Genomic DNA, 26043 nt, shown 5'->3' with positions numbered 1-26043 from the left:
TGGTGACATGGCGACCTTCCGGCGCGGCGCGGCGGACACGGAACGGCTCGACGCGGTTCCCGCACCCCGCACTTCGACTTCCGCCCGGCGGGCGGCGCTGCTCGCGGGCGTCGCGCTGCTGGGCCTGCTCACCGCCTGCGGTACCGACACCCCGCACAGTACGCCGCAGAAGCTGCCCGGCACCGCGGAGCCGGCCTCCGGTGAGCGGACCACGGACGCCGGTGCGAGCCCCACGGCCGACACGACCGGCAGTCCCGCCACGACCGGATCCGCCACGACCTCGGGTTCGGCTTCCGCGTCGTCCGGGAGCGGCTCGACCGGCACCCGCTGCCACACCTCCGAACTGCGCGCGTCGGTCGGCAACAACGACCCGGGCGCGGGGCAGGAGAACTTCCCCGTGGTCCTGACCAACAGCTCCGGACGCACCTGCACTCTGCGCGGCTACCCGGGCGCGGCCTTCATCGACGCGTCCGGCAAGCAGCTGGGCCCCGATCCGCAGCGCTCCTCGAGCACGCCGACCACGGTCACGCTGGCGCCCGGGCAGAGCGCGTGGGCAGGGCTCACGTTCTCCAACCCGGAGATCAGCGGGGCCCGTACGGCGACGCCCGCCTCGCTCCTCGTGACACCGCCCGACGAGAAGGACTCGCTCAAGGTGAAGTGGACCCAGGGCAAGGTGCCGGTGTCCGGCAATGCCTCGTCGGTGTCCTTGACCGTCGTCCGCGCGGGCACCGGCACCTGACCTCATCGCGCTCCCCGCACCCCGGCCCCGCCATCTGTCCCGCAGGTCGGCGGGGCCCTCTCGCGCGTGCGCGGCGACGGCCGCGCAGCTCGTGGAGTGGCTGGAGGCTCAGGACCCGGCGGTCCTGCGGAAGCTGCGCACACTCACCCCCGGACAGTCGCCCCTCGGAGGCTGGGCGGAATTCCTGGGCGCGGCTGCTTCGCCGTCGGGCACCGCCCGGTCCTGACGGCTCACCGGCGGCCGCCTTGCCCTCCCCCGTATCCGGGGCCGTAACCGCCGTACCCATCCCCATAGCCATAGCCATAGCCGGAGCCGGAGCCGGAGCCGTACTGCCGTATCCCGGGCAGTGGTAATACGGGTAGTAGCAGTAGTCGTACGTCGGAGAAGTGGACGACGGGGTCGGCCCCGGTGTCGACGGCGTCGCCGAAGGCTTGTGGGTGGTGGGCGACGACGGTGCCCTGGAAGCCTTGGCAGGGGCCGGAGTCGCGGGAGCCGCCGATGCACGGGTGGAGTCCCAATTGACCACCTCCATCTGGAGCGAGGGCGAGGAGGTGTCGAGGGTCCAGCGCTGGACCGTCTCGTCCTTGCGCAGTTTGAGGACGAGTGCCGCCCCGCGCTGGGCGGCGGCGGGTGCGAGAGTCAGGTCCTGGTTCCACCGCGGCACCAGTGCGCCCTGGAGGGTGAAGTCGTAGCGCACGTTCTGGGTGCCCGGCTGCGACTCACCCGAGCAGGGGGCCAGTTGGACCGAGTAGCCCAGGTGGGAGTCGAGGCAGAGGTCGGGGTCGGCCACGTCGCGCAGCAGCCCGTCCGCTTCGTACGACCACTGCTGGGCCGACTTCGAGGCGCACGAGGTGAGTTCGGTCTCCGCGCCCTTCGCCGGCTTCTTGCCGACGATGCCGATGCACAGCCCGGTCGCGGCGTTGCGCAGCCTGCCCCGCACGGTGCTGTTCGACGGGCCGCCGGACCCGATCCAGGACGGATTCGCGCCGGGGACCGTGCCCGAGCCGGAACTCGGCGCTTGCGAGGAGCCGGTGCCGTCGGCCGTGCCGCCCTCCCCGTCGGAGTTCGAACCGGCCGCCCACAGCACCAGCGGGATCCGGCGGATCAGTGACCGCTGATCGCCCGAGGCATGTACGGCTGCTCCAGCTCCTCGATCTCCTTGTCCGTCAGCTCCAGTTCGAGGGACGCGACCGCGTCCTCGACGTGGTGCGGCTTGGTGGCGCCGACGATGGGCGCGCTCACGGTGCTCTGGTGCAGCAGCCACGCGAGGGCGACCTGCGCGCGGGTCACCTGGCGCTCGGCGGCGATGCGGGCGACGGCGTCGACGATCTCGCGGTCGCCATCCTGGTAGAGGTTCTTGCCGAACTCGTCCGTCGCGCTGCGCGCCGTGACCGTGTCCCAGTCACGGGTGAGGCGGCCGCGGGCGAGCGGGCTCCAGGGCAGTACACCGACACCCTGGTCCGCGCAGAGCGGCAGCATCTCGCGCTCCTCCTCGCGGTAGAGGAGGTTGTAGTGGTTCTGCATCGAGACGAACCGTGTCCAGCCGTTCAGCCGGGCCGTGTACTGCGCCTTGGAGAACTGCCAGGCGTACATCGAACTCGCCCCGATGTAACGGGCCTTGCCCGCCTTCACCACGTCGTGCAGGGCCTCCATCGTCTCCTCGACGGGAGTCGCGGGGTCGAAGCGGTGGATCTGGTAGAGGTCGACGTAGTCGGTGCCCAGTCGGCGCAGGCTGTTGTCGATCTCCGTCATGACCGCCTTGCGGGACAGGCCACGCCCGTTGGGGCCGTCGTGCATCGCGCCGTTCAGTTTGGTGGCGATGACGATCTCGTCGCGGCGCGCATGGCCGGCGAGCACCCGGCCCACGATCTCCTCGCTGGTGCCGTCGGAGTACACGTTCGCCGTGTCGAAAAAGTTGATCCCGGCCTCCAGCGCCTGGCGGATCAACGGCCGCGACGCCTCTTCGTCGAGGGTCCACTCGTGGACGCCTCGGTCGGGAAGGCCGAAACTCATGCAGCCCAGGCAGATCCGGGAGACGTCCAGGCCCGTCGAACCGAGCTTCACGTACTGCATGCTCTCTCCTGCTCTCGCTGGCGGTGGGGTCGAGCACTCCGACGAGTTGATCCTGCCCGCCACGGGCGGCACGAAGCCCTACTCCACGGGGCCTTGCACGTCGTCGTACACGTGCGCGGCCGTGATCAGGCCGTCGCCGCCCCGCGTGTAGACGGCAAGTCCCGCCTGCGGCGGCAGGTCGGCGTCGCCCCAGCGGTCGCAGATGTACTCGAACGCGCTCCGGGTGCCGTCGTCCGTGACCGTGCACAGCTTGAGCGGGATGCCGCCACCCGCGGAGAAGAAGCCCTTGTAGAAGTCGGACAGCACCGAGGTGCCGACGTGTCGGTAGGAGTCGCCGGACGGCTCACGGAAATAGCCGTCGGCCGCGAAGGCAGTGACGACGCCGGCCACGTCGCCCTCGCCGAGGGCCGCCTTGTAGGCGCCCACCACGTCCGCGGCATGCGCGTCCGGGTCGTACGGCAGCAGCGGGGAGCGCACGACGTGATGGCCGAGCAGCGGCCACCGGGAGTGGTAGATCCGTACGGGCAGCGCGGACGCCGGTTCCACGGCGACGCCGACGGGAAGCCCGACGCGCGTGCCGTCCGAACCGTTCAGGTGCGCCACCCATTCGCCCACGGCCCGATTCTCGGTGACCGTGATGGCGACCGGCTCGATGTCCACCCGGTGCTCCGCGCGCCATTTCTCCTGCTCGGCGAGCCAGGCGTCGAGCACGACCACGCCACTGATACGGCCCGCTTCCGGGTCGTCGAGTGCGACAGGGACGGTGGCCGCGATCGGGTCGCGCAGGCCTGCGGCGAGGTCGGCTGCGCCGAGTCGGTCGACGAGGTCGGCGATCTGCGGGATCCAGACCATGAGGGCTCCAGAGAAGTGTGCGGCGGTCCTCTTCGCATCGTGTGCCCGGACGCAGCGGGGCGCGACCCCAGCGGCGCAGCACCCGGAGGAACCCGGGACGTCGGCGTGCTGCGCAAGGCCCGGAGGCATGGCCCCGGGAGCCTTCCGCCAGGCCATGGTGAACGGCAACACCGACCCGGACTCCAGCAGGATCAACGAGGCGGCCGAGGAACCTCTGCGCGCGGTAACGGCGACGCGGGACCCGTCCGAGCCGAGCCCACAGTTCACCCTCAGTCATGGCACAGCGCTCCCCCAACGAGCTACGACACGGTTGTCGCATCCCTGGCACTTCTGGGATCCGAGAGGACCTGATCCGCGTGCTGATCGTCGATGACGAACCCGGGCTCGTCGAGGTGCTGTCCGTGGCCGTCGCCGAGGCGGGCTGGCGGCCCTACCCGGCCGCCGACGGCGAGAGCGCGCTGCGCGTCGCACGCGGCTGCGCCCCGCACGCCGTCGTCCTCGACGGGATGCTGCCCGGCCTGGACGGCGTGCAGGTGCTGCGGCGACTGCGGTACGAGGACCCGAAGCTGCCTGTCCTCATGCTCACCGCCCGGGACGCGCTGGAGCACCGCATCGAGGGACTGTCGGCAGGCGCGGACGACTACGTGACCAAGCCGTTTTCCCTGGAGGAGGTCATACTGCGACTGCGCGGACTGCTGCGACGCGGTGCCGCTCTCAACCGCATGATCGACCACGTCGAGACCTCGCTCGCCGAACGCCAGCACACCGAGGAACGCATGCGCCGCTTCCTCGCGGACGCCGGCCACGAACTGCGGACGCCGCTCTCGTCGATCACCGCGTACGCGGAGCTGATGCATCGCGGCACCGAGAAGATCGAGCCCACCCTCGCCTGGGGCCGTGTCTCCGCCGAGTCGGTGCGCATGACCGGCCTGGCCGAGGATCTGCTGCTGCTCGCCCGGCTCGACGAGGGGCGCCCCTTGCGATCCGCCGAGGTGGACCTCACCTCCCTGGTCGCCGAGGCGGTGTGGGACGCGCGAGCCACCGGGGAGACCCACGACTGGCAGCTGACGCTGCGCCTCGACGCACCGGCGCTGGTCACGGGCGACGAGGCACGACTGCACCAGGTGGTGTCCAACCTGCTGACCAACGCGCGCGTGCACACACCCGCCGGCACCACGGTCACCGCCTCCGTCGAGGCCACGCACGAACACCGCGTCATCCGCGTACGGGACGACGGCCCCGGCATCCCGCCGGAACTCCTCCCCGCGGTCTTCGAACGTTTCACCAGAGCCGACGCCTCCCGCTCCCGTGGCCCCGGCAAGGAGGCCGGCACCGGTCTGGGGCTGGCCATCGCCACCGCGATCACGTCGGCGCACGGCGGCCGCCTCAGCGTCGTGAGCGAGCCCGGGCGCACGGAGTTCAGCGTCGAACTGCCTCCGCGTACGGAGTTCGGCACCGGAATGCCCCCGCCGACTCCGCCGACGCGCACGCCACGGTGCCCGGCCAGAGGTCGGCCGACGGCGCCCCGGAACTCTAAGCGATCTCACAGACGCGCAGGTCACGTGCGCTCCACACGGTTTTCCGCCGCTGATTCCGCTGTCCTCGGAGACCCGATTCAGTTTCGCATCAGCTTGCTGCGCCAGAGTCGTCCCCGCGCGGCCGTCCGAAACGGACGTGCCCATGACGAGAGGAGCCAGCGACGATGACCGAGCTCGACACCGGGGACGCCGCAGCAGCGGAGCCGCAGTCGCAGACCGGCCGCCGGGCCCACGCGAGCCGCAGCAACTTCATGCGCAAGGTCTTCTTCGCCAGCGGCGCCACGGCGGTCGCGACCACGGGCGGCGCGGGCGCTTGGGCCGCACTCGCCGACGACTCCACCGGCACCGCCGACGCCTCGGCGTCCGCCTCCCCCAGCGGCGCCCCCAGCGGTGGCCCGGGCGGCAGCACCGGCGGCCCCGGCAATCAGTCGATCACCGAGGACTTCTTCGGTCCGACCACCGACGGCAAGCGGATCGACGACCTCTATTCAGTCCATTCCACCGGTGTCGCGACCGCGCCGGTGATCGCCGCCGCCCGCGCCTTCCTGGCCGGCCTCACCGACACCCAGAAGACCGCGACACAGTTCACTGTCCACTCCACCGAGTGGCGGCTGTGGAGCAACGTCGACTCGTACGCGCGTCAGGGTGTCACCCTCGCTGACATGACGGCCGATCAGAAGTCCCTGGGCACCGCTCTGTTGAAGTCGGCGCTGAGCGCGGACGGCCTGGAGACCACCGAGAAGATCCGCAAGATCAACCAGGCCGCCGGCGAGGCGATCAACAACACCAACGCCTTCAACGAGGACGCCTACTACTGGACGCTGATGGGCACCCCGTCGGCCACCGAGCCCTGGGGCTTCCAATTCGACGGCCACCACCTGGTCATCAACTACTTCGTGCTCGGCGACCAAGTCGTGATGAGCCCCTGCTTCTGGGGCTCCGAGCCGACCTCGAAGGAGATCGACGGCCAGACCGTCACGGTCTGCCACGAGGAGGTCGTGGCCGGCCTCGCCTTCATCAACTCCCTCACGGAGGCGCAGCAGAAAGTCGCCATCGCGTCCTCGACCAAGTCCAACGAGTCGATGAAGGCGGGTGCCTTCTCCGACAACACGGTGCAGGAGTACACGGGCATCCGCGGCAGCGTCCTGACCGGCGCCCAGGAGGTGCTGGTCACGACCAGTACGTACGACCGGGACGCCCTCCTGGACTCCTTCCGGGGACTCGCCCGGGTCGCGGGACTGACCACGACCTAGAATCGTGGGGTTTGCCCCGAGCCCACCGATGTCCAGGCCCCCGGCCCCCACAGGAGTCCCCCGATGCCCAGCCCCCACGACTCGTACGTCCGCGTCCGGGGCGCCCGTGAGCACAACCTCCAGGGCGTGGACGTCGACATCCCGCGTGACGTCCTCGCGGTCTTCACCGGCGTCTCCGGCTCCGGAAAGTCGTCGCTGGCCTTCGGGACGATCTACGCGGAGGCCCAGCGGCGCTACTTCGAGTCGGTCGCCCCGTACGCGCGGCGGCTGATCCACCAGGTAGGGGTGCCGAAGGTCGGGGAGATCACCGGGCTGCCGCCCGCGGTCTCGCTTCAGCAGCGCCGCTCGGCACCCACTTCGCGCTCGTCCGTCGGTACGGTCACCAATCTCTCCAACTCGCTGCGCATGCTGTTCTCGCGGGCGGGCGACTATCCGGAGGGCGCCGAGCGGCTGGACTCCGACGCGTTCTCGCCCAATACGGCGGCGGGAGCCTGCCCCGAGTGCCATGGGCTCGGTCAGGTGCACCGTACGACCGAGGAGTCGCTGGTCCCGGATCCGTCACTGTCGATCCGTGAGGGGGCAATCGCCGCGTGGCCGGGCGCCTGGCAAGGCAAGAACCTGCGGGACATCCTCGACACGCTCGGGTACGACGTGGACCGGCCCTGGCGCGAGCTGCCCGCCGAGGAGCGCGAGTGGATCCTCTTCACGGACGAGCAGCCGGTGGTCACCGTCCATCCGGTGCGGGACGCCGAGCGGATCCAACGCCCTTACCAGGGTACGTACATGAGCGCACAGCGCTATGTCATGAAGACCTTCTCCGACACGAAGAGCGCGACGCTCAGGGCCAAGGCCGAGCGTTTTCTCACCAGCGCTCCGTGTCCGGTGTGCGGCGGCAGCCGGCTGCGGCCCGAGGCGCTGGCGGTGACGTTCGCGGGACGGAACATCGCCGAGCTGGCCGCGTTGCCCTTGGCGGAGCTGGCCCGCATGCCGCACGGGAGCACCGAGGCCGCCAGGATCCTCACCGAGGATCTCAGATCCCGTATCGCGCCCGTCGTCGAGCTCGGCCTCGGCTATCTCGGCCTGGACCGGGCGACTCCCACCCTCTCCGCGGGCGAACTCCAGCGACTGCGTCTGGCAACGCAGTTGCGCTCCGGGCTCTTCGGTGTCGTGTACGTCCTGGACGAGCCGTCCGCCGGACTGCACCCGGCGGACACCGAGGCCCTGCTCACGGTCCTGGAGCGGTTGAAGTCGGCGGGGAACTCGGTGTTCGTCGTGGAGCATCATCTCGATGTCGTGCGCGGCGCCGACTGGCTCGTCGACGTCGGGCCGCTCGCCGGGGAGCACGGCGGGCGGGTGCTGCACAGCGGTCCGGTGGCGGAGCTCGCCGCGGTCGAGGAGTCGGCCACGGCGCGCTTCCTCTTCGACCGCTCCCCCGCTCCGGTACGCGAAGTCCGGTCGCCGCACGGCCAGTTGAAGATCGGGCCGGTCACCCGGCACAACCTGCGCGGGGTCACCGCCGAGTTCCCCCTCGGTGTGTTCACCGCGGTGACCGGGGTCTCCGGCTCCGGCAAATCCACGCTGATCGGCGAGGTGACGGAGGACCTGGCGGGTGTCGGACGGCTGGTCTCCGTCGACCAGAAGCCCATCGGCCGTACCCCGCGCTCGAACCTGGCGACGTACACCGGGCTCTTCGACGTCGTGCGCAAGGTCTTCGCCGCGACGGACGAGGCGCGGCGGCGGGGCTACGGCGTCGGGCGGTTCTCCTTCAACGTCGCCGGCGGCCGCTGCGAGACCTGTCAGGGCGAGGGATTCGTCAGCGTGGAGTTGCTGTTCCTGCCCAGCACCTACGCGCCGTGCCCCGACTGCGCAGGGGCGCGCTACAACCCCGAGACACTCGAAGTGACGTACCGGGGACGCAACATCGCGCAGGTTCTGGATCTGACGGTGGAGGGGGCGGCGCGCTTCTTCGCCCGGACGGACACCCCGGCCGTCGCGCGCAGCCTCAGCACCCTCCTCGACGTGGGCCTCGACTATCTGCGACTCGGCCAGCCGGCCACGGAATTGTCGGGCGGCGAGGCCCAACGCATCAAGCTGGCCAGCGAGTTGCAGCGGGTGCGCCGCGGGCACACCTTCTATCTGCTCGACGAGCCGACGACGGGGCTGCACCCGGCCGACGTCGAGGTGCTGATGCGCCAGCTGCACGGTCTGGTCGACGCGGGCCACACTGTCGTGGTCGTCGAGCACGACATGACGGTCGTCGCGGGCGCCGACTGGGTGATCGACCTGGGACCGGGCGGGGGCGACGCGGGCGGGCGGATCGTGGCCGCGGGGCCGCCGGGGCAGGTGGCGAGTGCGGCTGGAAGCCAGACGGCTCCCTACCTCGCCCGCGTTCTTCGTCAAGGCCAATAGGTCTTCCTGAGCACCGACTTGGCGAGCTTGCCCGTGGGCGTGCGCGGCAGCTCGTCCGTGAAGTCCACAGTGCGTGGTGCCTTGTAGTGGGCGATGCGTTGCCTCGTGAAGTCGAGCAGTTCGCGCTCCAGTTCGGGACCGGGCGAGGTGCCCGGCGCGGGCTGCACCACCGCTTTGACGGACTCCCCCATCTCCGCGTCCGGAACCCCGATCACCGCCACGTCGGCAACCTTCGGGTGCAGGGTCAGACAGTCCTCTATCTCCTGCGGATAGATGTTCACCCCGCCCGAGATGATGGTGAAGGCTCTGCGGTCGGTGAGAAAGAGGTAGCCGTCCTCGTCGAGATGGCCGATGTCACCGGTCGTGGTCCAGCCGGGGTGTTCGGGGTGTTGCGCCTCGCGGGTGCGGGCGTCGTCGTTGTGGTAACGGAAGGGTAGTTCGGCGCGCTCGAAATAGACGGTTCCCGTCTCGCCCACGGGCAGCGCCTTGCCGTCCTCGCCGCAGATCCGCGGCTCGCCCAGGAGTCCGCCGCGACCCACGGACCCGGGTTTGCGCAGCCATTCTTCGGGCCCGATGAAGGTGATCCCATTGGCCTCCGTCGCCGCGTAGTACTCGTACAGGACCGGCCCCCACCACTGCATCATCCGCCGCTTGACCTCGACGGGGCACGGCGCGGCCGCGTGGATGGCGACCTTCAACGATGCCACGTCGTACGACCGCCGTACTTCGGGAGGCAGTTTCAGCATCCGTACGAACATGGTGGGCACCCACTGGCTGTGCGTCACCCGGTGCCGTTCGACGGCCGCCAGCGCGCCCTCCGCGTCGAAGGAATCCATGAGGACGACGGTCCCGCCCGTCGCGGTGATCACGAAGCAGAAGCGCAGCGGCGCGGCGTGATAGAGGGGCGCCGGGCAGAGGTAGACGGTGTCCTGGTCGAAGCCGTACATGGGCTGGAAGAGGAGCTGAAAAGTGCTCGGCACCTCGCGGACGTCTCCGTCGGGAAGTGCCGGCTCGATCCCCTTGGGGCGGCCTGTGGTCCCGGAGGAGTAGAGCATGTCGGCGCCGCGCGGCTGGTGCGCCGACGGTTCGGGAGAGGCGGCGGCGAGGGCGGCCTCGTAGGAGCTGTCGAGCCACAGCGTTGACTTCGGTAGCAACTCAGTTGCTGCCGAGGCCAGTTCACCGAGTCGCTCCGACACGATCAGCGCGGAGGCACCGCAGTCGCGCACGATGTACGCGGCCTCGTCGGCGGTCAGATGGTGGTTGACCGCGGTGAGGTAGAGGCCCGAGCGCAGCGCGGCCCAGTAGACCTCCAGGACGCGCGGATCATTGGGGCAGAGAAGGGCGAGGTGGTCGCCCCTTCGCAAGCCCGCTGAGCGGAGATGGTCGGCGAGCCGCAGGGAGCGCTCTTCGAGCTGTCCGTAGGTGAGGGTCCAGCCGCCGTCCGCGGTGACGACGGCCGGCCTGGCGGGGTCGTACGCTCCGGGGTACATGCGGGGGACGGTACCCCGAGGCGGTGACGGAGCGTCAGAGGTGTGCGGTGACTTCCGAGTTGGTGCAGATCCGATGGGACACGGACGTTTCGGCGGCCAGCGCGAGGCCGCGCCGGTCGGGTGCGCTGCCCGGTGCGAGCACCGGCTGCACCCGCACCTCCGCCACGAGCCCGCGTGCCGACACCACCCGCCAGACCGAGGCAAGCAGTGAGTCGCTCCCGACGAACGCGGGGGCCGTGCTCACCGCTCCCCCGTCGAGCCGGTAGTGCAGGCTCACCGGCTGGACGGGGACGCCCGCGTCGAGCGCGGCCTGGAACGCGGCCCGCCGGAAGTACCCTTGGGCCCGGCCGCACCACGTGCTCCCCTCGGGGAAGACGACCACCGCGGCGCCGCCGCGCAGGGTGTCCGCGATCCGCGCGACCGTGTCCGGCAGCGCGCGCAGCCGGTCGCGTTCGATGAACAGAGCACCGCTGTGTGCGGTCAGCGCGCCCGCCACGGGCCACTGCCGGATCTCGGCCTTGGCGAGCATCCGGCCGGGCCGGACGGCGGCGAGCAGCGGGATGTCCAGCCAGGAGATGTGGTTGGCGACCAGCAGCAGTCCGCCGGTGGACGGGGCGGTGCCGGTGATCCGCACCCGTACTCCGGCGGCCCGCACGAGCGCCCGGCACCAGGCCCTGATGAGCCGGTCGCGCGCCGCGGCGGAGATCCGCCCGATGAACGCGGACAGCACGATCCCGACGACGAGCAGGAACAGGGCCCCTGCCAGCCGCAGCACCGCGCGCGGCACGTCGGTGACCGAGCCCGCGGACTCGACGCACGCCCGCGGAGAGCATGGGGCGCTGGGCAGCCAGGCGCTCGGCGCGGCGGCGTCCGCGGGCGTGCCGACGGGCCCGGGCCCGACCACTGCCTGCGAGTCGGCGCGACGGCCCGGCAGCCGCTTCCCTACGACGCGGAACTCCCTGGTGCTCGCACCAGGGCCGGCGAGCGCCGCGGCGCCACGGCGGGGCCGAAGTATCACTCCGATGCGGGGCGCGCTCATCAGGCCGGAACGAGCGAGAGGAAGTGCCGCAGGTAGCGCGGGTTGACCCGACGCATCGACAGCAGCACGTACAGGTCGGCGACCCCGAAGTCAGGGTCGTGCGCGGGCTCGGCGCAGACCCAGGCCCCGAGGCGGAGATAGCCGCGCAGCAGCGGGGGGAGCTCGGTACGCGCGGGCCGGGCGACACCCTCCGAGGACCAGGGCAGCAGCGGCCGTACACGGTACTCCTCAGGCGCCAGGTGCTTGGCCTGGACGCGGTCCCAGGTGCCCGCGGCGAGCGCGCCGCCGTCGGCCAGCGGAATCGAGCAGCAGCCCGCGAGCCACTCGTGGCCGCCGTCGACCATGTACCGCGCAATCCCGGCCCAGATGAGCCCGATGACCGCGCCGTCGCGGTGGTCGGGGTGCACGCAGGAACGGCCCACCTCGACCAGCCCGTCGCGGATTCCGGCCAGTGGGCCGAGGTCGAACTCACTCTCCGAGTACAGCCGTCCGGCGACCGCGGCCCGCTCGGGCGGCAGCAGCCGATAAGTGCCGACGACCTGGCCGGTCACCGTGTCGCGGACGAGCAGGTGGTCGCAGTAGGCGTCGAAGGCGTCGATGTCGAGACCTGGCTGCGGGGTGGACAGGAGGGCGCCCATCTCCCCGGCGAAGACGTCGTGGCGCAGCCGTTGTGCGGCCCTGACATCGGCCTCGTCGCGGGCGAGGGTGACGGTGTAGCGGGTGGGTGCCGTCGACTGCGGGGGGCTGTCGAGGGTGGAAACGCCGGTCATGGCACTCTCCTGGTCACGGGCCGGTTCGGCGGAGCGGCGGCAGACCGTGTCGGTGCGGTCTGTGCGCTCCTGTTCTTCCGATGCCGGTTGGCGTGCACGTGACCGTGGCCAGGAGGCTGGATGTGGGGATGTTGAATGCCCGGGGGCGCCGTGAATATGAGACGGGACCGGGGCTGAGCACCACCCCCGGTCCCGTCCGTCCGCACCTTGACGGCGAACGACGTACGGCTAGCGCCGGCCCGCTTTGCGGGTCGCCCGCAGCCACTCCTTGTTCATGCTGGTGATGGAGAACAGCGGGATGCCCTTCGGGCAGGCGGTCGCGCACTCCCCGGTGAGCGTGCACCCACCGAACCCCTCCTCGTCCATCTGCGCCACCATGTCGAGCACCCGGGTCTCCCGCTCGGGCGCGCCCTGCGGCAGCACGTTCAGATGGTTGACTTTCGCCGAGGTGAACAGCATCGCCGCGCCGTTCGGGCAGGCCGCCACGCAGGCGCCGCAGCCGATGCACTCGGCGTGCTCGAAGGCGAAGTCCGCGTCGGGCTTCGGCACCGGCGTCGCGTGGGCCTCGGGCGCCGCGCCGGTCGGGGCGGTGATGTAGCCGCCGGCCTGGATGATCCGGTCGAAGGCCGACCGATCCACCACCAGGTCCTTCACGACCGGGAAGGCCGACGCCCGCCACGGCTCGATGTCGATCGTGTCGCCGTCCTGGAAGGACCGCATGTGCAGCTGGCAGGTGGTGGTGCGCTCGGGCCCGTGCGCGTCGCCGTTGATGACGAGGGAGCACGCACCGCAGATGCCCTCGCGGCAGTCGTGGTCGAAGGCGACCGGGTCCTCGCCCTTGAGGATGAGCTCCTCGTTGAGGGTGTCGAGCATCTCCAGGAAGGACATGTCGGCCGAGATGTCGTCCACCTCGTATGTGGACATCGCTCCGTCGGCGTCGGCGTTCTTCTGTCGCCAGACGCGCAGGGTGAGCTTCATGCGTAGCTCCGCTGAGTGGGGTGGACGTACTCGAAGAGAAGGTCTTCCTTGTGCAGGACGGGTGCGTCACCGGTGGCGGTGAACTCCCAGGCGGCCGCGTACGAGAACTCCTCGTCCTTGCGGGCGGCCTCGCCGTCCGGCGTCTGGGACTCCTCACGGAAGTGCCCGCCGCACGACTCGGACCGGTGCAGCGCGTCGAGGCACATGAGCTCGGCGAGCTCCAGATAGTCGACGATGCGGTTGGCCTTCTCCAGGGACTGGTTGAACTCCTCGCCCGTGCCCGGGACTTTGAGGCGCCGCCAGAACTCCTCGCGGATCTGCGGGATGCGCTCGAGTGCCTTGCGGAGCCCGGTCTCGGTGCGGGCCATGCCGCAGAACTCCCACATGAGTTCGCCGACTTCGCGGTGGAAGGAGTCGGGCGTGCGGTCGCCGTCGACGGCGAGGAGCAGCCGCAGCCGGTCCTCGGTCTCGGCCAGCACCTCCTGGACGGCGGGGTGTGCGTCGGTCACCTCGCCGTGGTGCGGGTTGCGGGCGAGGTAGTCGTTGATCGTCGACGGCAGTACGAAGTAGCCGTCGGCCAGGCCCTGCATCAGGGCCGAGGCACCGAGCCGGTTCGCGCCGTGGTCCGAGAAGTTCGCCTCGCCGACCGCGAACAGGCCCGGGATGGTGGTCTGGAGGTCGTAGTCGACCCACAGTCCGCCCATCGTGTAGTGCACGGCGGGGTAGATCCGCATCGGGACCGAGTACGGGTCCTCGGCGGTGATCCGCGCGTACATGTCGAAGAGGTTGCCGTACTTCTCCTCGACCTTCGCCCTGCCCATCCGGCGGATCGCGTCGGCGAAGTCCAGGTAGACGCCCTGGCCGCCCGGGCCCACGCCCCTGCCCTCGTCGCAGACGTTCTTGGCGGCGCGGGAGGCGATGTCGCGGGGCACGAGGTTGCCGAAGGACGGGTAGATGCGCTCCAGGTAGTAGTCGCGCTCGTCCTCGGGGATCTCGTTCGGCGGGCGGGTGTCGCCCTGGGCCTTCGGGACCCAGATGCGGCCGTCGTTGCGCAGTGACTCGCTCATCAGCGTGAGTTTGGACTGGTGGTCGCCGGTGCGCGGGATGCAGGTGGGGTGGATCTGGGTGAAGCAGGGGTTGGCGAAGTAGGCGCCGCGCCGGTGCGCCCGCCAGATCGCGGTGGCGTTGGAGTTCATGGCGTTCGTCGAGAGGTAGAAGACGTTGCCGTAACCGCCGCTGGCGAGGACCACCGCGTCCGCGTAGTACGTATCGATCTTCCCGGTGATCAGATCGCGGGCCACGATCCCGCGCGCCCGCCCGTCGACCACGATCAGGTCGAGCATCTCGGTCCGGGGGTGCATCTCGATGTTGCCCGCGGCGATCTGCCGGGACAGCGCCTGGTAGGCGCCGAGCAGAAGCTGCTGACCCGTCTGACCTCGGGCATAGAACGTCCGTGACACCTGGACGCCGCCGAAGGAGCGGGTGTCGAGCAGACCGCCGTACTCGCGGGCGAAGGGCACGCCCTGCGCGACGCACTGGTCGATGATCTCCACCGAGATCTGCGCCAGCCGGTGAACGTTCGACTCGCGCGCCCTGAAGTCGCCGCCCTTGACGGTGTCGTAGAAGAGCCGGTGGATGGAGTCGCCGTCGTTGCGGTAGTTCTTCGCCGCGTTGATGCCGCCCTGAGCGGCGATCGAGTGGGCGCGGCGGGGCGAGTCCTGGTAGCAGAACTGGACGACGTGGTAGCCCTGTTCGGCGAGCGTGGCGCCGGCCGAGCCGCCCGCCAGGCCGGTGCCCACGACGATCACCGTGTGCTTGCGCCGGTTGGCGGGATTGACCAGCTTGGCCTCGAAGCGGCGGGTGTCCCAGCGCTCGTTGACCGGGCCGGCCGGGGCCTTGTCGTCGACGACCGGGTCCCCGGTCGCGTACTCGGTGTATGCGCTCATGTCAGCTCACCACTCCAGTCATGACACCGACGGGTACGCAGATGAAGCCCGCCGTCAGCACCAGCGCCAAGACGTTGGCGACGGTCTTGAGGGCGCGGTCGCGAGTGCGGCGGCCGGCGCCCAGGGTCTGTGCCGCGCTCCAGAAGCCGTGTCGGATGTGCAGGCCGAGCGCGAGCATCGCGACGATGTAGATGACGTTGCCGTACCAGGTGGAGAAGGTGTCCACGACGTTCTGGTACGGGTGGCCCTCCTGGAAGCCGCCGGAGTGCACGGTGCCGGTCGTCAGGTCGAGGATGTGCCAGACAATGAACAGGCCGAGGATGATGCCGCCCCAGCGCATGGTGCGCGTGGCGTAGCTCGCCCGCGGCTTCTTGTGGACGTACTTGCTGGGGCGCGCCTTGATGTCGCGGCGGCTGAGCTGGTACGCGGAGACGGCGTGCGCGACGACGGCGACGACCAGCACCACGCGGATGAGCCACAGCGTCCACTCGTAGTGCATGAAGGGTTCGCCGACGGTGCGCAGCCAGTGCGCGTAGTGGTTGAACTCGCCCGCCCCGAAGTAGATCTTCAGATTGCCGATCATGTGAGCGACCAGGTACAGCACCATGATCAGTCCGCTGACGGCCATCACGGTCTTCTTGCCGACGGAGCTGTCCCACACGGTGCGTGCCATGGACGGCCGTCGGTCCGTCCGCGTTGCCAGAGCCATGTCACGGAACGCTAGGGCCTCAAGGGCCGATCGGTCCAAGACATGGTCCGGCTCGATTCCATAGGCATGGGCTATCGTGGCTGGTGTGCAGTTCCAACAGCTCCAGTACTTCGTGGCGGTTGCCGAGACCCGGCACTTCACCCGGGCCGCCGATCTGGTCCATGTGGCCCAGCCGTCCCTGTCCCAGCAGATCAAGGCACTGGAGCGGGAGTTGGGGGCGGATCTGTTCCTGCGGGCGCGCGGGAACATCACGCTGACGGACGCGGGCGAGGCGCTGCTGCCGCTGGCCCGGCGCATCCTGGCCGACGCGGACACGGCGCGGCACGAAGTGCAGGAACTGGCCCAGCTGCGCAGCGGCCGGGTCCGTCTGGGCGCGACCCCGAGCGTGTGCACCGGTCTGCTCCCGGACGTGCTGCGCGCCTTTCACGACCGCTATCCGGGTATCCGGCTGCTGATCGAGGAGGGCGGTTCGCACGATCTCGTACGAGAACTCGCACGCGGCGCCCTCGATCTCGCCCTGGTCGTCCTGCCCCTGCCCACGCCGTCCCCCGCGCTGACCACGGTGGAGCTGCTGCGCGAGGACCTGGTGGTGGTGTCGTCGCCGGACGCGGCCGCGCCGGGACGCGGCCGCACGGTACGGATCGCCGACCTGGAGGGCGAGCGTCTGGTCATGTTCCGGCACGGCTACGACCTGCGAGAACTGACCGTGGCCGCGTGCCGGGCCGAGGGTTTCGAACCCGACTTCGCCGTCGAGGGCGGCGAGATGGACGCCGTGCTGGGCTTCGTCCGGGCGGGGCTCGGCGTGGCCGTCGTACCCCGTATGGTCGCGACCCGGTCCGGGCGGGGGCTGCGGGTGACACCGCTGGCCCGGCCCGGGCTGCACCGGACGATCGCGCTGGCGCATCGCAGCGATGTGGCTCCGCCACGGGCGGCCCGGGAGCTGCAGCGGAGGCTGCTGGAGCGCTGACCGCCTGCTCGGCCGGGTCGTCACCGGGTCGGGATGAATCCTCCGTCGATGACCAGGTCGCTGCCGGTGATGTTGCGGGCGCGGTCGCCGGCGAGGAAGAGGACGAGTTCGGCGACCTCCTGCGGCCGGGAGAAGCGGCCGGTGACCGTGGCGCCGGCGGCCCGTGCCACCACCTCGTCGGGGGTGATCCCTGCGGCGGCCGAGACGGTCGCGGCCACTCCGTCGCCGCCCAGCCACAGCTCCGTCTCGACCGGGCCCGGACTGACGGTGTTGACGCGGATCCCCTGGGGGCCCACCTCCTTCGACAGCGCCTTGGAGAAGGCGACCAGGGCGGCCTTGCCCGCGCTGTAATCGATCACCAGGGGGTCGGGCAGGGTGGCGTTGACCGAGGCGACCGTCACCACCGAGCCCCGGCCGGCCTGCAGCATCAGCGGCAGGGCGGCTCGGGTGACCCGTACGGCGGTCAGCAGGTTCAGGTCGACGGTGCGGGCCCAGTCCTCGTCGGTGACCGAGAGGAAGCCGCCGGTGCGGGCCGGGGCCGAGCCGACATTGTTGACCAGGACGTCGATCCGGCCGTCCGCCGCCGCCACGAGCTGTTCGGAGGCGTCGGGTTCGGTGAGGTCGACGGGCACCCAGGTGACGGTGCCCTGCTTGATCAGCGCGTCCAGGCCCGGCGAGGTGGTGCGTGATCCGGCGACCGCCGTCGCCCCCGCCCCGGCCAGTGCCTCCGCGACGGCGAGTCCGATGCCCTTGCTGGCGCCGGTCACGACCGCGGTCCTGCCCTGAAGTTCCGTGCTCATTCGTCTCGACTCCTTCGCTGCGGCACCCGGCCACCGGGCGCCGATTGGATGTATGTCCCGTCAGGCGCGTGTTGCCTCGCGGCCGTGGATGTCCTGGTCGGCCGACCACGGGAGGGCGTACTCGGCGACGGTCCGCCGGCCGTGGTCCACGACCAGCGCGTGGCCGCGGTCCGGGAACTGCTTGAGGTCGGTGACCGTCGGCGAATCGCCGTAGCGCTTGTACGCCGAGCGTGTCACCACGTCGGGGACGGTGTGGTCGGCCTGGCCGGAGATCATCAGCAGCGGGCCGCGGTCCGCGTTGCCCGTGGCCACGGCTGCCGGGGAGCGACGGGCGAAGTCGGCGAGCGCGGCCTGGAACAGCGGCCGACCCGGCGAGGGAATCGTCGGCCGCTCATGCAGCTCGCCGGACTCGGCGGGCGTCAGCGCGTTGCCGAATCCGTAGCGGAACTCCTCCCGGCCGACGATCCGCTGTTCGTCCGCCATCCGTCCGCTCATCCCCCGCGCGCCGCCCCGGTGCTCCGGCGCACTCCGACGCTGACAGGAGCCCGGACAGCGCAGCGGGGTGGCCTCCTTCCCAGGAGGCCACGCCGTGCGTCGAGCCTCAGCCGGTCGCGTCCACCAGCGCCAGCTCGTGCAGCCGCTCGGGCGGGCCCGGGCGGGCGTAGTACCAGCCTTGGGCCGTGTCGCAGCCCAGTATCCGCAACTGCTCGGCCTGGGCGCCCGTTTCCACGCCCTCGACGGTGACCGCGAGGTCGAGGCTGTGGGCGAGGGAGACGATGCCCTCGACGATCTTCAGGTCGACCGGGTCCGCGGGGAACTGCTGCATGCCCCGGGTGAAGGAACGGTCCAGCTTGAGGATGCTGACCGGCAGGCGGCGCAGGTTGGCGAGGTTGGAGTAGCCCGTGCCGAAGTCGTCGAGGGCGATGTCGACGCCCATGTCGGCGAGGCGCCGCAGCGGCTTGAGGAGGTCGTCGTCGGCGCCGATCAGCGCGGACTCGGTGACCTCCAGGCACAGCGTGTCGGCGTCGAGCCCCTCACGCTCCAGGATGTCGACCGTGTCCTGGACCAGGCCGGGATGGGTCAGCTGGCAGGGCGACAGGTTGACGTTGATCCGCAGCGGGCCGGCGGTGGCGTGTCGTTCCTGCCACGCTCGGGCCTGTCGCACGGACTGCTCCAGGACCCAGCGGCCGAGCGGAACGATCAGCCCGGTGTGCTCGGCGAGCGGGATGAAGCGGTCGGGGCCGAGGACGCCGTGCTGCGGGTGCAGCCAGCGCACCAGCGCCTCGGCGCCGCGCACACTGCCGTCACCGAGGTGCACCAGCGGCTGGTACTCGATGAAGAACTCGCCCCGGTCCAGGGCAGCGGGCAGCGCGGTGGTGAGCCCGTGCCGGGTGATGGCACGGGCGTCGGCCTCGGGATCGGCGAGCTCGAAGCGGTTGCCGCCCGCGGACTTGGCCCGGTACATCGTGATGTCGGCGCTGCGCAGCACCTCGGCGGGGCCGCGCTCACCGGCCGGTCCCTCGACGATGCCGATGCTGCCCCGCACGGTCAGTTCGCGGCCGTCGATACGGACCGGGGTGATGAGGGCGTTCATGATGCGGTCGGCGAGCGCGTCGACCTCGCGCTCGGTGTCGGGGCCCGTCGTGAGCGCCACGAACTCGTCGCCGCCGAGCCGGGCGACCATCTCGCCGGGGGCGGTCGCGCAGGACTGCAGCCGGTCGGCGACCTCGACGAGCAGTCGGTCTCCCGCGGCGTGCCCGAGGCTGTCGTTGATGGTCTTGAAGCCGTCGAGGTCGAGGTAGCACAGGCCGAAGCGCTGGCCCTCACCCGCGGACAGCGCCTTCTCCAGGCGCTCGAAGAACAGGGTCCGGTTGGGCAGTCCGGTGAGCGCGTCGTGCGTGGCCTCGTAGCGCAGCCGCAGATTGAGCAGCCGCCGCTCGGTGGTGTCCTCCATCAGCGCGAGCTGGTACTGGGGTGCACCATCCGCGTCCCGCAGCAGTGAGACCGTCAGATTGGTCCACAGGGCGGTTCCGTCGGGACGGTAGAAGGCCTTTTCGACGTGGTAGTGCTCGCGCTCGCCGCGTACCAGCTCCTCGTACAGGCGCCACACTTGAGGAGCGTCCTCGGGGTGCGTCCACTCGGGGACCTTGCGGCCGCGCATCGACTGCTCGGAGCCGCCGAACATACGCAGCAGGGCTCCGTTGACCTGCAGTATGTTGCCTTCGAGGTCGGCGATGCCGATCCCTATGGCCGCCCCCTCGAACACCGCGCGGAAGCGGGCCTCGCTGGCGTGCAGTGCCTCGGCCACCGCGCTGCGCGCGTTCAACGCCGCCTGGGAGATGGCCTCTTGCTCGGCAAGCGTCCGCTCGCGCAGCGCCTGGGCGAATCCGGCGGCCATGGCGTGCTGCAGCCGCGCCGACCGGGTCCGCAACGCCTCCTGGGGACCGTCCTCACCGCAGTAGAGCACCAGATACGCGTCCACGCAGTCGAGGGCGCGGCTGAGCGCCTCCGGGTCGGTGCAGTGCGCGGCGATGAGCGCGGCGCCGACCGCCTGGCCCTCGGCCGCGTCGAAGGTCCTGGCCCGCAGCGCGTCGCTCAACCGCTGGGCGAGCGGTACCAGTTGTTGCTCGAACTCGGGCCGGGTCAGCGACGTCGAGGTGACCGGGAAGACGGCCCGGCTCCAGATCGTCGCGAACCGGCGCAGTCTGTCCTCCGGGCCGTCCGGCTCGGCGGTCACGCCGTGCGCCCCACGCCGGCGAACCCGGAGAAGGAATAGGGATCCTCGTCCTCGAGTGCCGTGTCGGGCTGCCAGTTCGGCATCGGCACCAGCCCGGGTTCCACCATGTCGTACCCCTCGAAGAACCGCGCGATCTCCTCGCGCGAGCGCATGATCAGCGGGTTGCGGATGTTCTTGTAGACGTCCACCGCGCCCTCGGCCCGCTCCGGCGGGAGCGGAATTCCCTCGTAGGAGGCATGCGTGACGACGAGCAGGCTGCCCGGCGCGAGCGCGTCGCGCAGTTCCGCCACCGCTCCGTACGGGTCGTCCGCGTCCTCCACGAAGTGAAGTATGGCAACGAGAAGGAGGGCAATCGGCCGGTTCAGGTCGATCAGACGCTGAACCTGAGGGCTCGCCAGGATCTCCTGGGGCTTGAGGAGATCGGCGGCCACGACGTCCGCGTACTCGTTGCCGCGCAGGACGGCCTGACTGTGCGCGACGGCCACCGGGTCGTGGTCGACGTACACGACGTGCGCGCCGGGCCTGGCCGCCTGGGCGACCACGTGGACGTTTCCGAAGGTCGGGATGCCTGAACCGATGTCCAGGAACTGGGAGATGCCCTCGTCGGCCGCGAAGCGCACGGCGCGGCGCATGAACGCTCGGTTCGCCTGCATGATCTTGGGAAGTCCCGGCATGAACTCCATCGCCTTGCGTGCCGCTTCCCGGTCGACCTCGAAGTTGTGCGAACCGCCCAGGTAGTAGTCATACATACGGGACACGCTCGGCACCGAGATGTCAATGTTCCGGGGGGCCCAGGCGGGACGCTCCATCTATCTCTCCAAGGCGTAGTCGACGGCGTAGGCGATCCGGTGTTCGAGCTGAGGCTACTGATCGCCCGGCAAAGGAGCGAGCCAAAACGGAAATTGACCGTCCGTTCCCGGTCACTGCCTCCGGCAAGTGCCGAATTGACGCTCCGCGAACGCCACCCGAACACGCCGCTCACCGTCCCTGCGAAATCGCTCCGAAGCATTCCAAAAAGCTCCGGGGAGTTACGAAGAGTGGCCACGGTAACCGCAGAGTCGCCAAGATCATTCACGGCTCAACAGTCACGGAACGGCAAGATCTTTTACTGTCCGGCAGTCCTGGCCGCCGAGGCCTTTCGCGTCCGGGCACGTCAAACGGTCCGCCCCCTCCGTGCGGTGCGGAGGGGGCGGACCCAAGGTCGCGCGCGTTGTTCCGTTCGTCCGGCACACTTGCCTGTCTGCGTCCCCTCCCTTCCGCGTTCCGTTGCTGTCTGGCGAGGCGAATCAACCCTGGGGAGGTGATCCTCTACTCCGACGCGCCGACCGGCTTTCCGTCGGGCGAAACGGCGTACCACGTGCCGCCCACGCCCTGACCGTTGGTGTCCCCGGGAGCCGTGTCACCGGAGAAGGTGTAGATGGGCCAGCAGTTGACCGTCATCTGCTTGACGCCGTCCGGGCGGGTGAAGCCCATGAGGCCCTTCTTCTTGACGCCCTTGGTGTCATCCGCGGAGACCGGCGCGACCGCGGGCCACTTCTCCAGGCAGGCGCCGGTGCAGGCCGACTTCGAGACGGGCCAGGCCTGGTCCTTCATGAAGCGGTAGACGGTCATGCCGTTCTTGTCGACGACGATGTCGCCGAGCTTCGGATCCTTGCGGACCGACAGGCCGGGCAGGTCGGCCAGCGTCGCCTTCTTGCCATTGGGGGCCGAGGCGAACCAAGTGCCGCCCACACCCTGGCCGTTGGCGTCCCCGGCCTTGGTGTCCTTCGCGTACCGGTACATCGGCCAGCCGGCAATGGTCAGCTGCTTCGTGCCGTCCGACCGGGTGACCTCGCCAAGAAGCGTCTTGTCCACTCCGGTGGCGGCCTCGGCGCCCTCGGCGGGCACCGGCGGCCAGGCCTTCGCACAGTCGCCGTCACAGCTCGACTTGGGCGGTTCGGCCGTGTCCTTGTCGAACCGGTAGAGGGTGAATCCGGCACTGTCGGTCAGCACCTTGCCGAGCTTCGCACTTTCGGTAACAGCGAGCTGACCCGCGGATTCCGCCTGGGCCGCGGCGCTCTGCTGGGTCCCGGAATCAGCACCGTAGCCATTGCCGGGGCTCGTGCTCGATCCGTAATCACCGGCGGCCGCGGTGGCTCCCACGTTCTGGCTCCCCGTCGACTGGGTGCCCTGTTCCTGACCGCACGCCGTCGTGAGCGCCAGCACGGCCGCAGCTGTCGCCACGAGTGAGGCGCTCCGCCAGGAGGTCTTCATTGGTAACTCCCGCTGTTCGCGTTGGTGTTGCAGCGCCCTGCTGCGCCGCGCATGGCCCTAGGTACGGGCGGGAGTGGCGGGAGTGTTCAATCGGCTCACAAATTTCTTTCCGAACCCTGTGACACGAACCGGGAGGTTCGTGCATGTGTGCGCACCCACAGGCGCATCCCCAGCGGTCCGTCAAACCGCCGGAAGGCGCACGTCCCCAATTCGGGGGCAATCCCCTGGCACTCCGGCATACGCAGGCGCTGCGCGGCCCATGATCTTCGTCGTGCAAGGACCAAAACGGACCCTATCCGCCCTCGCCATACGGGTGTTGGCGCTGCTCGCACTCACCTGGATTCTGGTCGGCGCGCCGAGCGGTACGGCCACGGCCGACGCGTGCGCGTACGCCTCCACCGACCCGGACGGCGGCGGGACCACGGCGGTGGCCGTCGCGGGCAGCGGCGCGGTGGCGGTCGCCGGGGACACCACCTGGTGCCCCACACCACCACCGCCCTGTCCGACGCCCACGCCCACACCGACCCCTACGCCGACACCCACCCCGAAGCCGAAGCCGACGCCGCCCCCCTCACCCACGCACGCGCCGAATCCCGAACGGCCGCCTTCCCCGCCCCCTCCGGCGCCGCGGCCCGTGGCGCCACGGCCCACCCCCACGCCGACACCGACGCCGAGGGCCCACCCCGAGCACCCGAAGAAGCGTCCCGAGCCGTCGCCGACCCCGGTGAGTTATCCGGCGTACCGCACCCCGCCGCACAAGCACCCGTCCCGCGGCGGCCCGTCGCTGGTCTCGTTCACCCTGCTCATCACCGCGCCCGCGGTGCTTGCCGTCGCGGCGCTGCGCCCGCGCTGACCCATGGAGGCATCTTTGTCGGATTGGCTTGTTCTCGCCCTCGCGATGGCGGCGGCGTGTGCAGTCGTCCTCATCGTGGCCCTCGTACGTCATCGCAGGGCCCCGGAGGACGAGGATCCGTCCGAGACCCCGGACGTGATCGAGTACATGACCATGATGATCGGCGTGGTGTACGCCATCGTTCTGGGCCTGGCCATCGCGGGCGTCTGGGAAGCCCGCAGCGGCGCCCAGGACCATGTGCAGGCGGAGGCCCAGGCCCTGCACGAGATCTCGGAGCGGGTCCGCGTGTACCCACCCGACGTACGCGACCGCATCCGCGGCGACGTCAACGCGTATGTCGGCCACGTCGTCACGAAGGAATGGAAGACCATGGCGGAGGACGGCCATGTCACCGCCCAGGGCGGCCGGCTCTTCGACCGCATCCGCCAGGACGTCACGGACTACCAGCCGAAGACGGACTTCGAAGCGCAGGCGTACCAGCCGCTTCTCGACCAGGTGACGGCGGCGGACACCGCGCGCGGCGCCCGCGCCGACTCGGCGGGGGCGACCATGCCGGGCGTGGTGTGGTTCGGGCTGATCACCGGCGCCGTGGTCACCGTCGGGATGGTCTTCGCGCTGCAGATCCGGCGCACCACCCGCGAGCTGATTCTCGCGGGGCTGTTCTCCGCCCTGATCGCCTTCCTGCTCTTCCTGATCTGGGACTTCGACGCGCCCTACAGCCGGGGGATCACCGCCTCGGCGGAACCGTTCACCGCGCTGTTCCCGCACCTCCCCGGGTGACGGACCCTTGTCGGACACCCGGCGGCCGGGGGACGGGCGCCACGCCGCACCCGTCCCCCGATTGCACGCACAGCATCCCCTGTACGGCCCACAGAATTGCCCCATTCGCGCGACTGCGATCGCGCCCGCGCGCGCCCTTTCCTAGCGTGTCGATCAACGAGGCGCATGTCCGACGCACAGCGGAACAGGTCCGCGGCAAGGCTCCTCGGTTACCCGGAGGCTCACCATGCACGCGATACGCGTCGCTTCGGCCGCACTGCTGAGCGTGACCGCCCTGACCTTCTTGGCACCCGTCGCCGTCGCCGATGACGGGGACGACCACAACGTCACCCCGTTCGGTTTCGGCGTCCAGCCGTCGACCATCTCCGCGGGCGGCAGGGTCGGGCTGCTGCTGAACAACGACGGGGGGTGCAAGGGCGGCGCCACGGTCTCCTCGGGCGTCTTCGACACCGTCACCATCCGGCCGGGTCAGTCCTCGGCCACGGCCACGGTCGACCGGGACGCAAAACCGGGTGCCGTGCACGAGGTGACCTTCACGTGCGACGGAGTGAGCGGTCACACGGAGCTCACCATCGGCGCCGGACGTCAAGGCGACGACCCGACGCCTGACGCGGTCCCCGTGGAACGGGGTGTCAGGGCCGGTGTCGGCGGCAGCGCCGGCGGCTTCGACCTCAAGGAGATCGGCCTGGGAACCGCGCTCATCACAGGCTCCGTCGGTGCGGCCTGGTACATGGCGCGCCGCCGCGGCACGGCCGACGATTCCTGACGGAGCGACAGGCCCCTTCGCCCCGGGCCTTTTCGAGAGGGTCCAGGGCGAAGGGTTGGTTGTCCCGCGCGGTCTCCGTCGGGGAAGGGCCGGTCCGCCGAAGGGGGCGGTCAGATCCTCTTCTCGGACCTGCGGCGCAACCAGAACACGCCGCCGCCGATGATGGCCGCGGCCACCAGACCGCCGCCGATCGCCATGTCGGTGGGCGTGGCGCCCGTGGAACTGCTGCCGCCGAGACCGGCGCGGGAGCCGCCGATTGGAGGGTGGGGGTCGCCGGGCAGAGTGCCGATGACGCCGATGACAGTGAAGGCGTTGGGGCGGTCCAGGCCGCCCACCCCCACGCAGTTGACCGTGATCGGGTACGAACCGGGGCTCGTGTTACGTTCGATGATCGCCGTTCCGGTCGCCGTGTTGTTGTTGCCCCCGATCCGCGAGAGGGTCGCGCGCCGGAACACGGTCGACGTCATCGTGCCACCGTTGCGGCACCCGTCGACCGATACCGTGAGCCGGCCGCCGGCGGCGATGACGTTGGGTGTGGCGACGATGTTCCTCGAACCCCCGTTGCCCGGCCCGAAGCCGTTGTTGTTGAACCCGTTGTTGTTGCCCTGACCGCCCCCGTGGTTGTTGCCCTGCCCGTAGCCGTTGTTGTTGAACCCGTGGTTATTGCCCTGGCCGAACCCGTTGTTGCCCCCGATTCCGATGTTGCCCGGCCCGATCCCGATGTTGCCCGGCCCGATCCCGATGTTGCCCCCGATTCCGATGTTGCCCGGCCCGATCCCGATGTTGCCCGGCCCGATCCCGTTGTTGCCCCCGACAATGACGTCGCTCTGACCGCCCCCGCCGCCCATACCGTCCGCGACGGCCGCGGGGGCGGCGGGCCCGAGGACGGCGGCCACAGTGGCCGCTGCCGCCAGGGCACGTGAATTTCGCATGTGATCCTCCGCGGAAGACGCCCCGGGAACCGTCCCCGGTCGATCGGCGAGAAAGCGCCTCCCAGACAGACCCTCAGATGCCATGCACAGGGCCGCATTTCGAGAATGGTCCGTCCTGGTGAGAGGACACGCCGAGAGAATTCCACACAATCGGATATT

23 protein-coding genes and 2 pseudogenes are annotated in these 26043 nt (G+C 70.4%); 9 read left to right on the top strand and 16 right to left on the bottom strand.

Features of this window, described 5'->3' with window-relative positions; genetic code table 11:
- The first annotated feature begins 7 nt into the window (after positions 1-7).
- The gene (locus OG390_RS46005) at positions 8-739 is read left to right on the top strand and encodes a DUF4232 domain-containing protein (protein ID WP_406176396.1); all 732 of its coding nucleotides are present in this window, start codon (positions 8-10) and stop codon (positions 737-739) included.
- A 230-nt stretch (positions 740-969) separates the two neighbouring features.
- On the opposite strand, the gene OG390_RS46000 is transcribed toward OG390_RS46005, so the two are convergent.
- Both OG390_RS46000 and OG390_RS45995 read right to left on the bottom strand, forming a co-directional pair.
- Positions 970-1257: a hypothetical protein gene (locus tag OG390_RS46000; protein WP_406178405.1), complete on the bottom strand. Its 288-nt coding sequence runs from the start codon at positions 1255-1257 to the stop codon at positions 970-972.
- A 104-nt stretch (positions 1258-1361) separates the two neighbouring features.
- Positions 1362-1679: pseudogene (locus tag OG390_RS45995) on the bottom strand (RICIN domain-containing protein); the annotation flags it as partial.
- Between OG390_RS45995 and OG390_RS45990 the strand changes: the two are divergent.
- Positions 1591-1857 (top strand): hypothetical protein, encoded by a 267-nt coding sequence (locus tag OG390_RS45990; RefSeq protein WP_406178403.1) that lies wholly within the window; start codon positions 1591-1593, stop codon positions 1855-1857. The pseudogene OG390_RS45995 and the gene OG390_RS45990 overlap by 89 nt on opposite strands.
- Here OG390_RS45990 and OG390_RS45985 read toward each other — a convergent pair.
- Positions 1844-2812 (bottom strand): aldo/keto reductase, encoded by a 969-nt coding sequence (locus tag OG390_RS45985; protein WP_406176395.1) that lies wholly within the window; start codon positions 2810-2812, stop codon positions 1844-1846. The genes OG390_RS45990 and OG390_RS45985 overlap by 14 nt on opposite strands.
- 78 nt (positions 2813-2890) lie before the next feature.
- Entirely contained in the window at positions 2891-3664 is a 774-nt protein-coding gene (locus OG390_RS45980) for a hypothetical protein (protein WP_406176394.1), read from the bottom strand.
- 356 nt (positions 3665-4020) lie between these two features.
- Between OG390_RS45980 and OG390_RS45975 the strand changes: the two genes are divergently transcribed.
- The 3 genes from OG390_RS45975 (at position 4021) to OG390_RS45965 (ending at position 8864) form a co-directional block, all read left to right on the top strand.
- Positions 4021-5370 carry an ATP-binding protein gene (locus tag OG390_RS45975; RefSeq protein ID WP_406176393.1) on the top strand — a complete coding sequence of 450 codons (1350 nt, stop codon included), beginning with the start codon at positions 4021-4023 and terminating at the stop codon, positions 5368-5370.
- On the top strand, positions 5367-6455 hold the full coding sequence (locus OG390_RS45970) for a DUF3500 domain-containing protein (RefSeq protein ID WP_406176392.1): 1089 nt from the start codon (positions 5367-5369) through the stop codon (positions 6453-6455). The genes OG390_RS45975 and OG390_RS45970 overlap by 4 nt, the downstream gene beginning before the upstream one ends.
- 63 nt (positions 6456-6518) lie before the next feature.
- Complete coding sequence (locus tag OG390_RS45965; protein WP_406176390.1) at positions 6519-8864, top strand: ATP-binding cassette domain-containing protein; 2346 nt, start codon at positions 6519-6521, stop codon at positions 8862-8864.
- On the opposite strand, the gene OG390_RS45960 is transcribed toward OG390_RS45965, so the two are convergent.
- The 6 genes from OG390_RS45960 to OG390_RS45935 all read right to left on the bottom strand — a co-directional run bounded on the left by OG390_RS45960 (position 8852) and on the right by OG390_RS45935 (position 15760).
- On the bottom strand, positions 8852-10354 hold the full coding sequence (locus OG390_RS45960) for an acyl-CoA synthetase (RefSeq protein WP_406176389.1): 1503 nt from the start codon (positions 10352-10354) through the stop codon (positions 8852-8854). The genes OG390_RS45965 and OG390_RS45960 overlap by 13 nt on opposite strands.
- A 34-nt stretch (positions 10355-10388) precedes the next feature.
- On the bottom strand, positions 10389-11393 hold the full coding sequence (locus OG390_RS45955; protein ID WP_406176387.1) for a lysophospholipid acyltransferase family protein: 1005 nt from the start codon (positions 11391-11393) through the stop codon (positions 10389-10391).
- Positions 11393-12163 carry a GNAT family N-acetyltransferase gene (locus OG390_RS45950; protein ID WP_406176385.1) on the bottom strand — a complete coding sequence of 257 codons (771 nt, stop codon included), beginning with the start codon at positions 12161-12163 and terminating at the stop codon, positions 11393-11395. The genes OG390_RS45955 and OG390_RS45950 overlap by 1 nt, the downstream gene beginning before the upstream one ends.
- Before the next feature lie 228 nt (positions 12164-12391).
- Positions 12392-13141: a succinate dehydrogenase/fumarate reductase iron-sulfur subunit gene (locus OG390_RS45945; protein WP_406176383.1), complete on the bottom strand. Its 750-nt coding sequence runs from the start codon at positions 13139-13141 to the stop codon at positions 12392-12394.
- Positions 13138-15087, bottom strand: a complete 1950-nt coding sequence (locus OG390_RS45940) for a fumarate reductase/succinate dehydrogenase flavoprotein subunit (RefSeq protein ID WP_406176381.1) — start codon at positions 15085-15087, stop codon at positions 13138-13140. Before OG390_RS45940 ends, OG390_RS45945 begins: the two co-directional genes overlap by 4 nt.
- A 1-nt stretch (position 15088) precedes the next feature.
- The gene (locus OG390_RS45935) at positions 15089-15760 is read right to left on the bottom strand and encodes a succinate dehydrogenase (RefSeq protein ID WP_399093908.1); all 672 of its coding nucleotides are present in this window, start codon (positions 15758-15760) and stop codon (positions 15089-15091) included.
- A 121-nt stretch (positions 15761-15881) separates the two neighbouring features.
- On the opposite strand from OG390_RS45935, the gene OG390_RS45930 reads away from it, so the two are divergent.
- The gene (locus tag OG390_RS45930; RefSeq protein ID WP_406176379.1) at positions 15882-16763 is read left to right on the top strand and encodes a LysR family transcriptional regulator; all 882 of its coding nucleotides are present in this window, start codon (positions 15882-15884) and stop codon (positions 16761-16763) included.
- A gap of 20 nt (positions 16764-16783) precedes the next feature.
- On the opposite strand, the gene OG390_RS45925 is transcribed toward OG390_RS45930, so the two are convergent.
- The 5 genes from OG390_RS45925 to OG390_RS45905 all read right to left on the bottom strand — a co-directional run bounded on the left by OG390_RS45925 (position 16784) and on the right by OG390_RS45905 (position 22553).
- Entirely contained in the window at positions 16784-17563 is a 780-nt protein-coding gene (locus tag OG390_RS45925) for an oxidoreductase (RefSeq protein ID WP_406176377.1), read from the bottom strand.
- 60 nt (positions 17564-17623) lie between these two features.
- Positions 17624-18046, bottom strand: coding sequence for a hypothetical protein (locus OG390_RS45920; RefSeq protein WP_406176375.1), 423 nt, complete (start codon positions 18044-18046; stop codon positions 17624-17626).
- A gap of 118 nt (positions 18047-18164) precedes the next feature.
- Entirely contained in the window at positions 18165-20300 is a 2136-nt protein-coding gene (locus OG390_RS45915) for a putative bifunctional diguanylate cyclase/phosphodiesterase (protein ID WP_399093917.1), read from the bottom strand.
- On the bottom strand, positions 20297-21109 hold the full coding sequence (locus OG390_RS45910; protein ID WP_406176372.1) for an SAM-dependent methyltransferase: 813 nt from the start codon (positions 21107-21109) through the stop codon (positions 20297-20299). The genes OG390_RS45915 and OG390_RS45910 overlap by 4 nt, the downstream gene beginning before the upstream one ends.
- Before the next feature lie 499 nt (positions 21110-21608).
- Complete coding sequence (locus tag OG390_RS45905) at positions 21609-22553, bottom strand: SCO0930 family lipoprotein (protein ID WP_406176371.1); 945 nt, start codon at positions 22551-22553, stop codon at positions 21609-21611.
- Positions 22554-22812: 259 nt separating this feature from the next.
- Between OG390_RS45905 and OG390_RS45900 the strand changes: the two genes are divergently transcribed.
- The 3 genes from OG390_RS45900 to OG390_RS45890 all read left to right on the top strand — a co-directional run bounded on the left by OG390_RS45900 (position 22813) and on the right by OG390_RS45890 (position 24952).
- Positions 22813-23406, top strand: a complete 594-nt coding sequence (locus OG390_RS45900; protein WP_406176370.1) for a hypothetical protein — start codon at positions 22813-22815, stop codon at positions 23404-23406.
- A 15-nt stretch (positions 23407-23421) separates the two neighbouring features.
- Positions 23422-24186 carry a hypothetical protein gene (locus tag OG390_RS45895; protein ID WP_406176368.1) on the top strand — a complete coding sequence of 255 codons (765 nt, stop codon included), beginning with the start codon at positions 23422-23424 and terminating at the stop codon, positions 24184-24186.
- Between the two features lie 226 nt (positions 24187-24412).
- Positions 24413-24952, top strand: coding sequence for a hypothetical protein (locus OG390_RS45890; protein WP_406176366.1), 540 nt, complete (start codon positions 24413-24415; stop codon positions 24950-24952).
- Positions 24953-25062: 110 nt separating this feature from the next.
- Here the strand turns inward: OG390_RS45890 and OG390_RS45885 are convergent.
- Positions 25063-25500 (bottom strand): annotated as a pseudogene (locus tag OG390_RS45885) (hypothetical protein); the annotation flags it as partial.
- Between the last annotated feature and the right edge of the window lie 543 nt (positions 25501-26043).

The organism is Streptomyces sp. NBC_00996, assembly GCF_045162675.1.
Taxonomy (GTDB): Bacteria; Actinomycetota; Actinomycetes; order Streptomycetales; family Streptomycetaceae; genus Streptomyces.
Note: the sequence above shows the minus strand (reverse complement) of the source record. Positions and strands in the feature narration are given on the sequence as shown.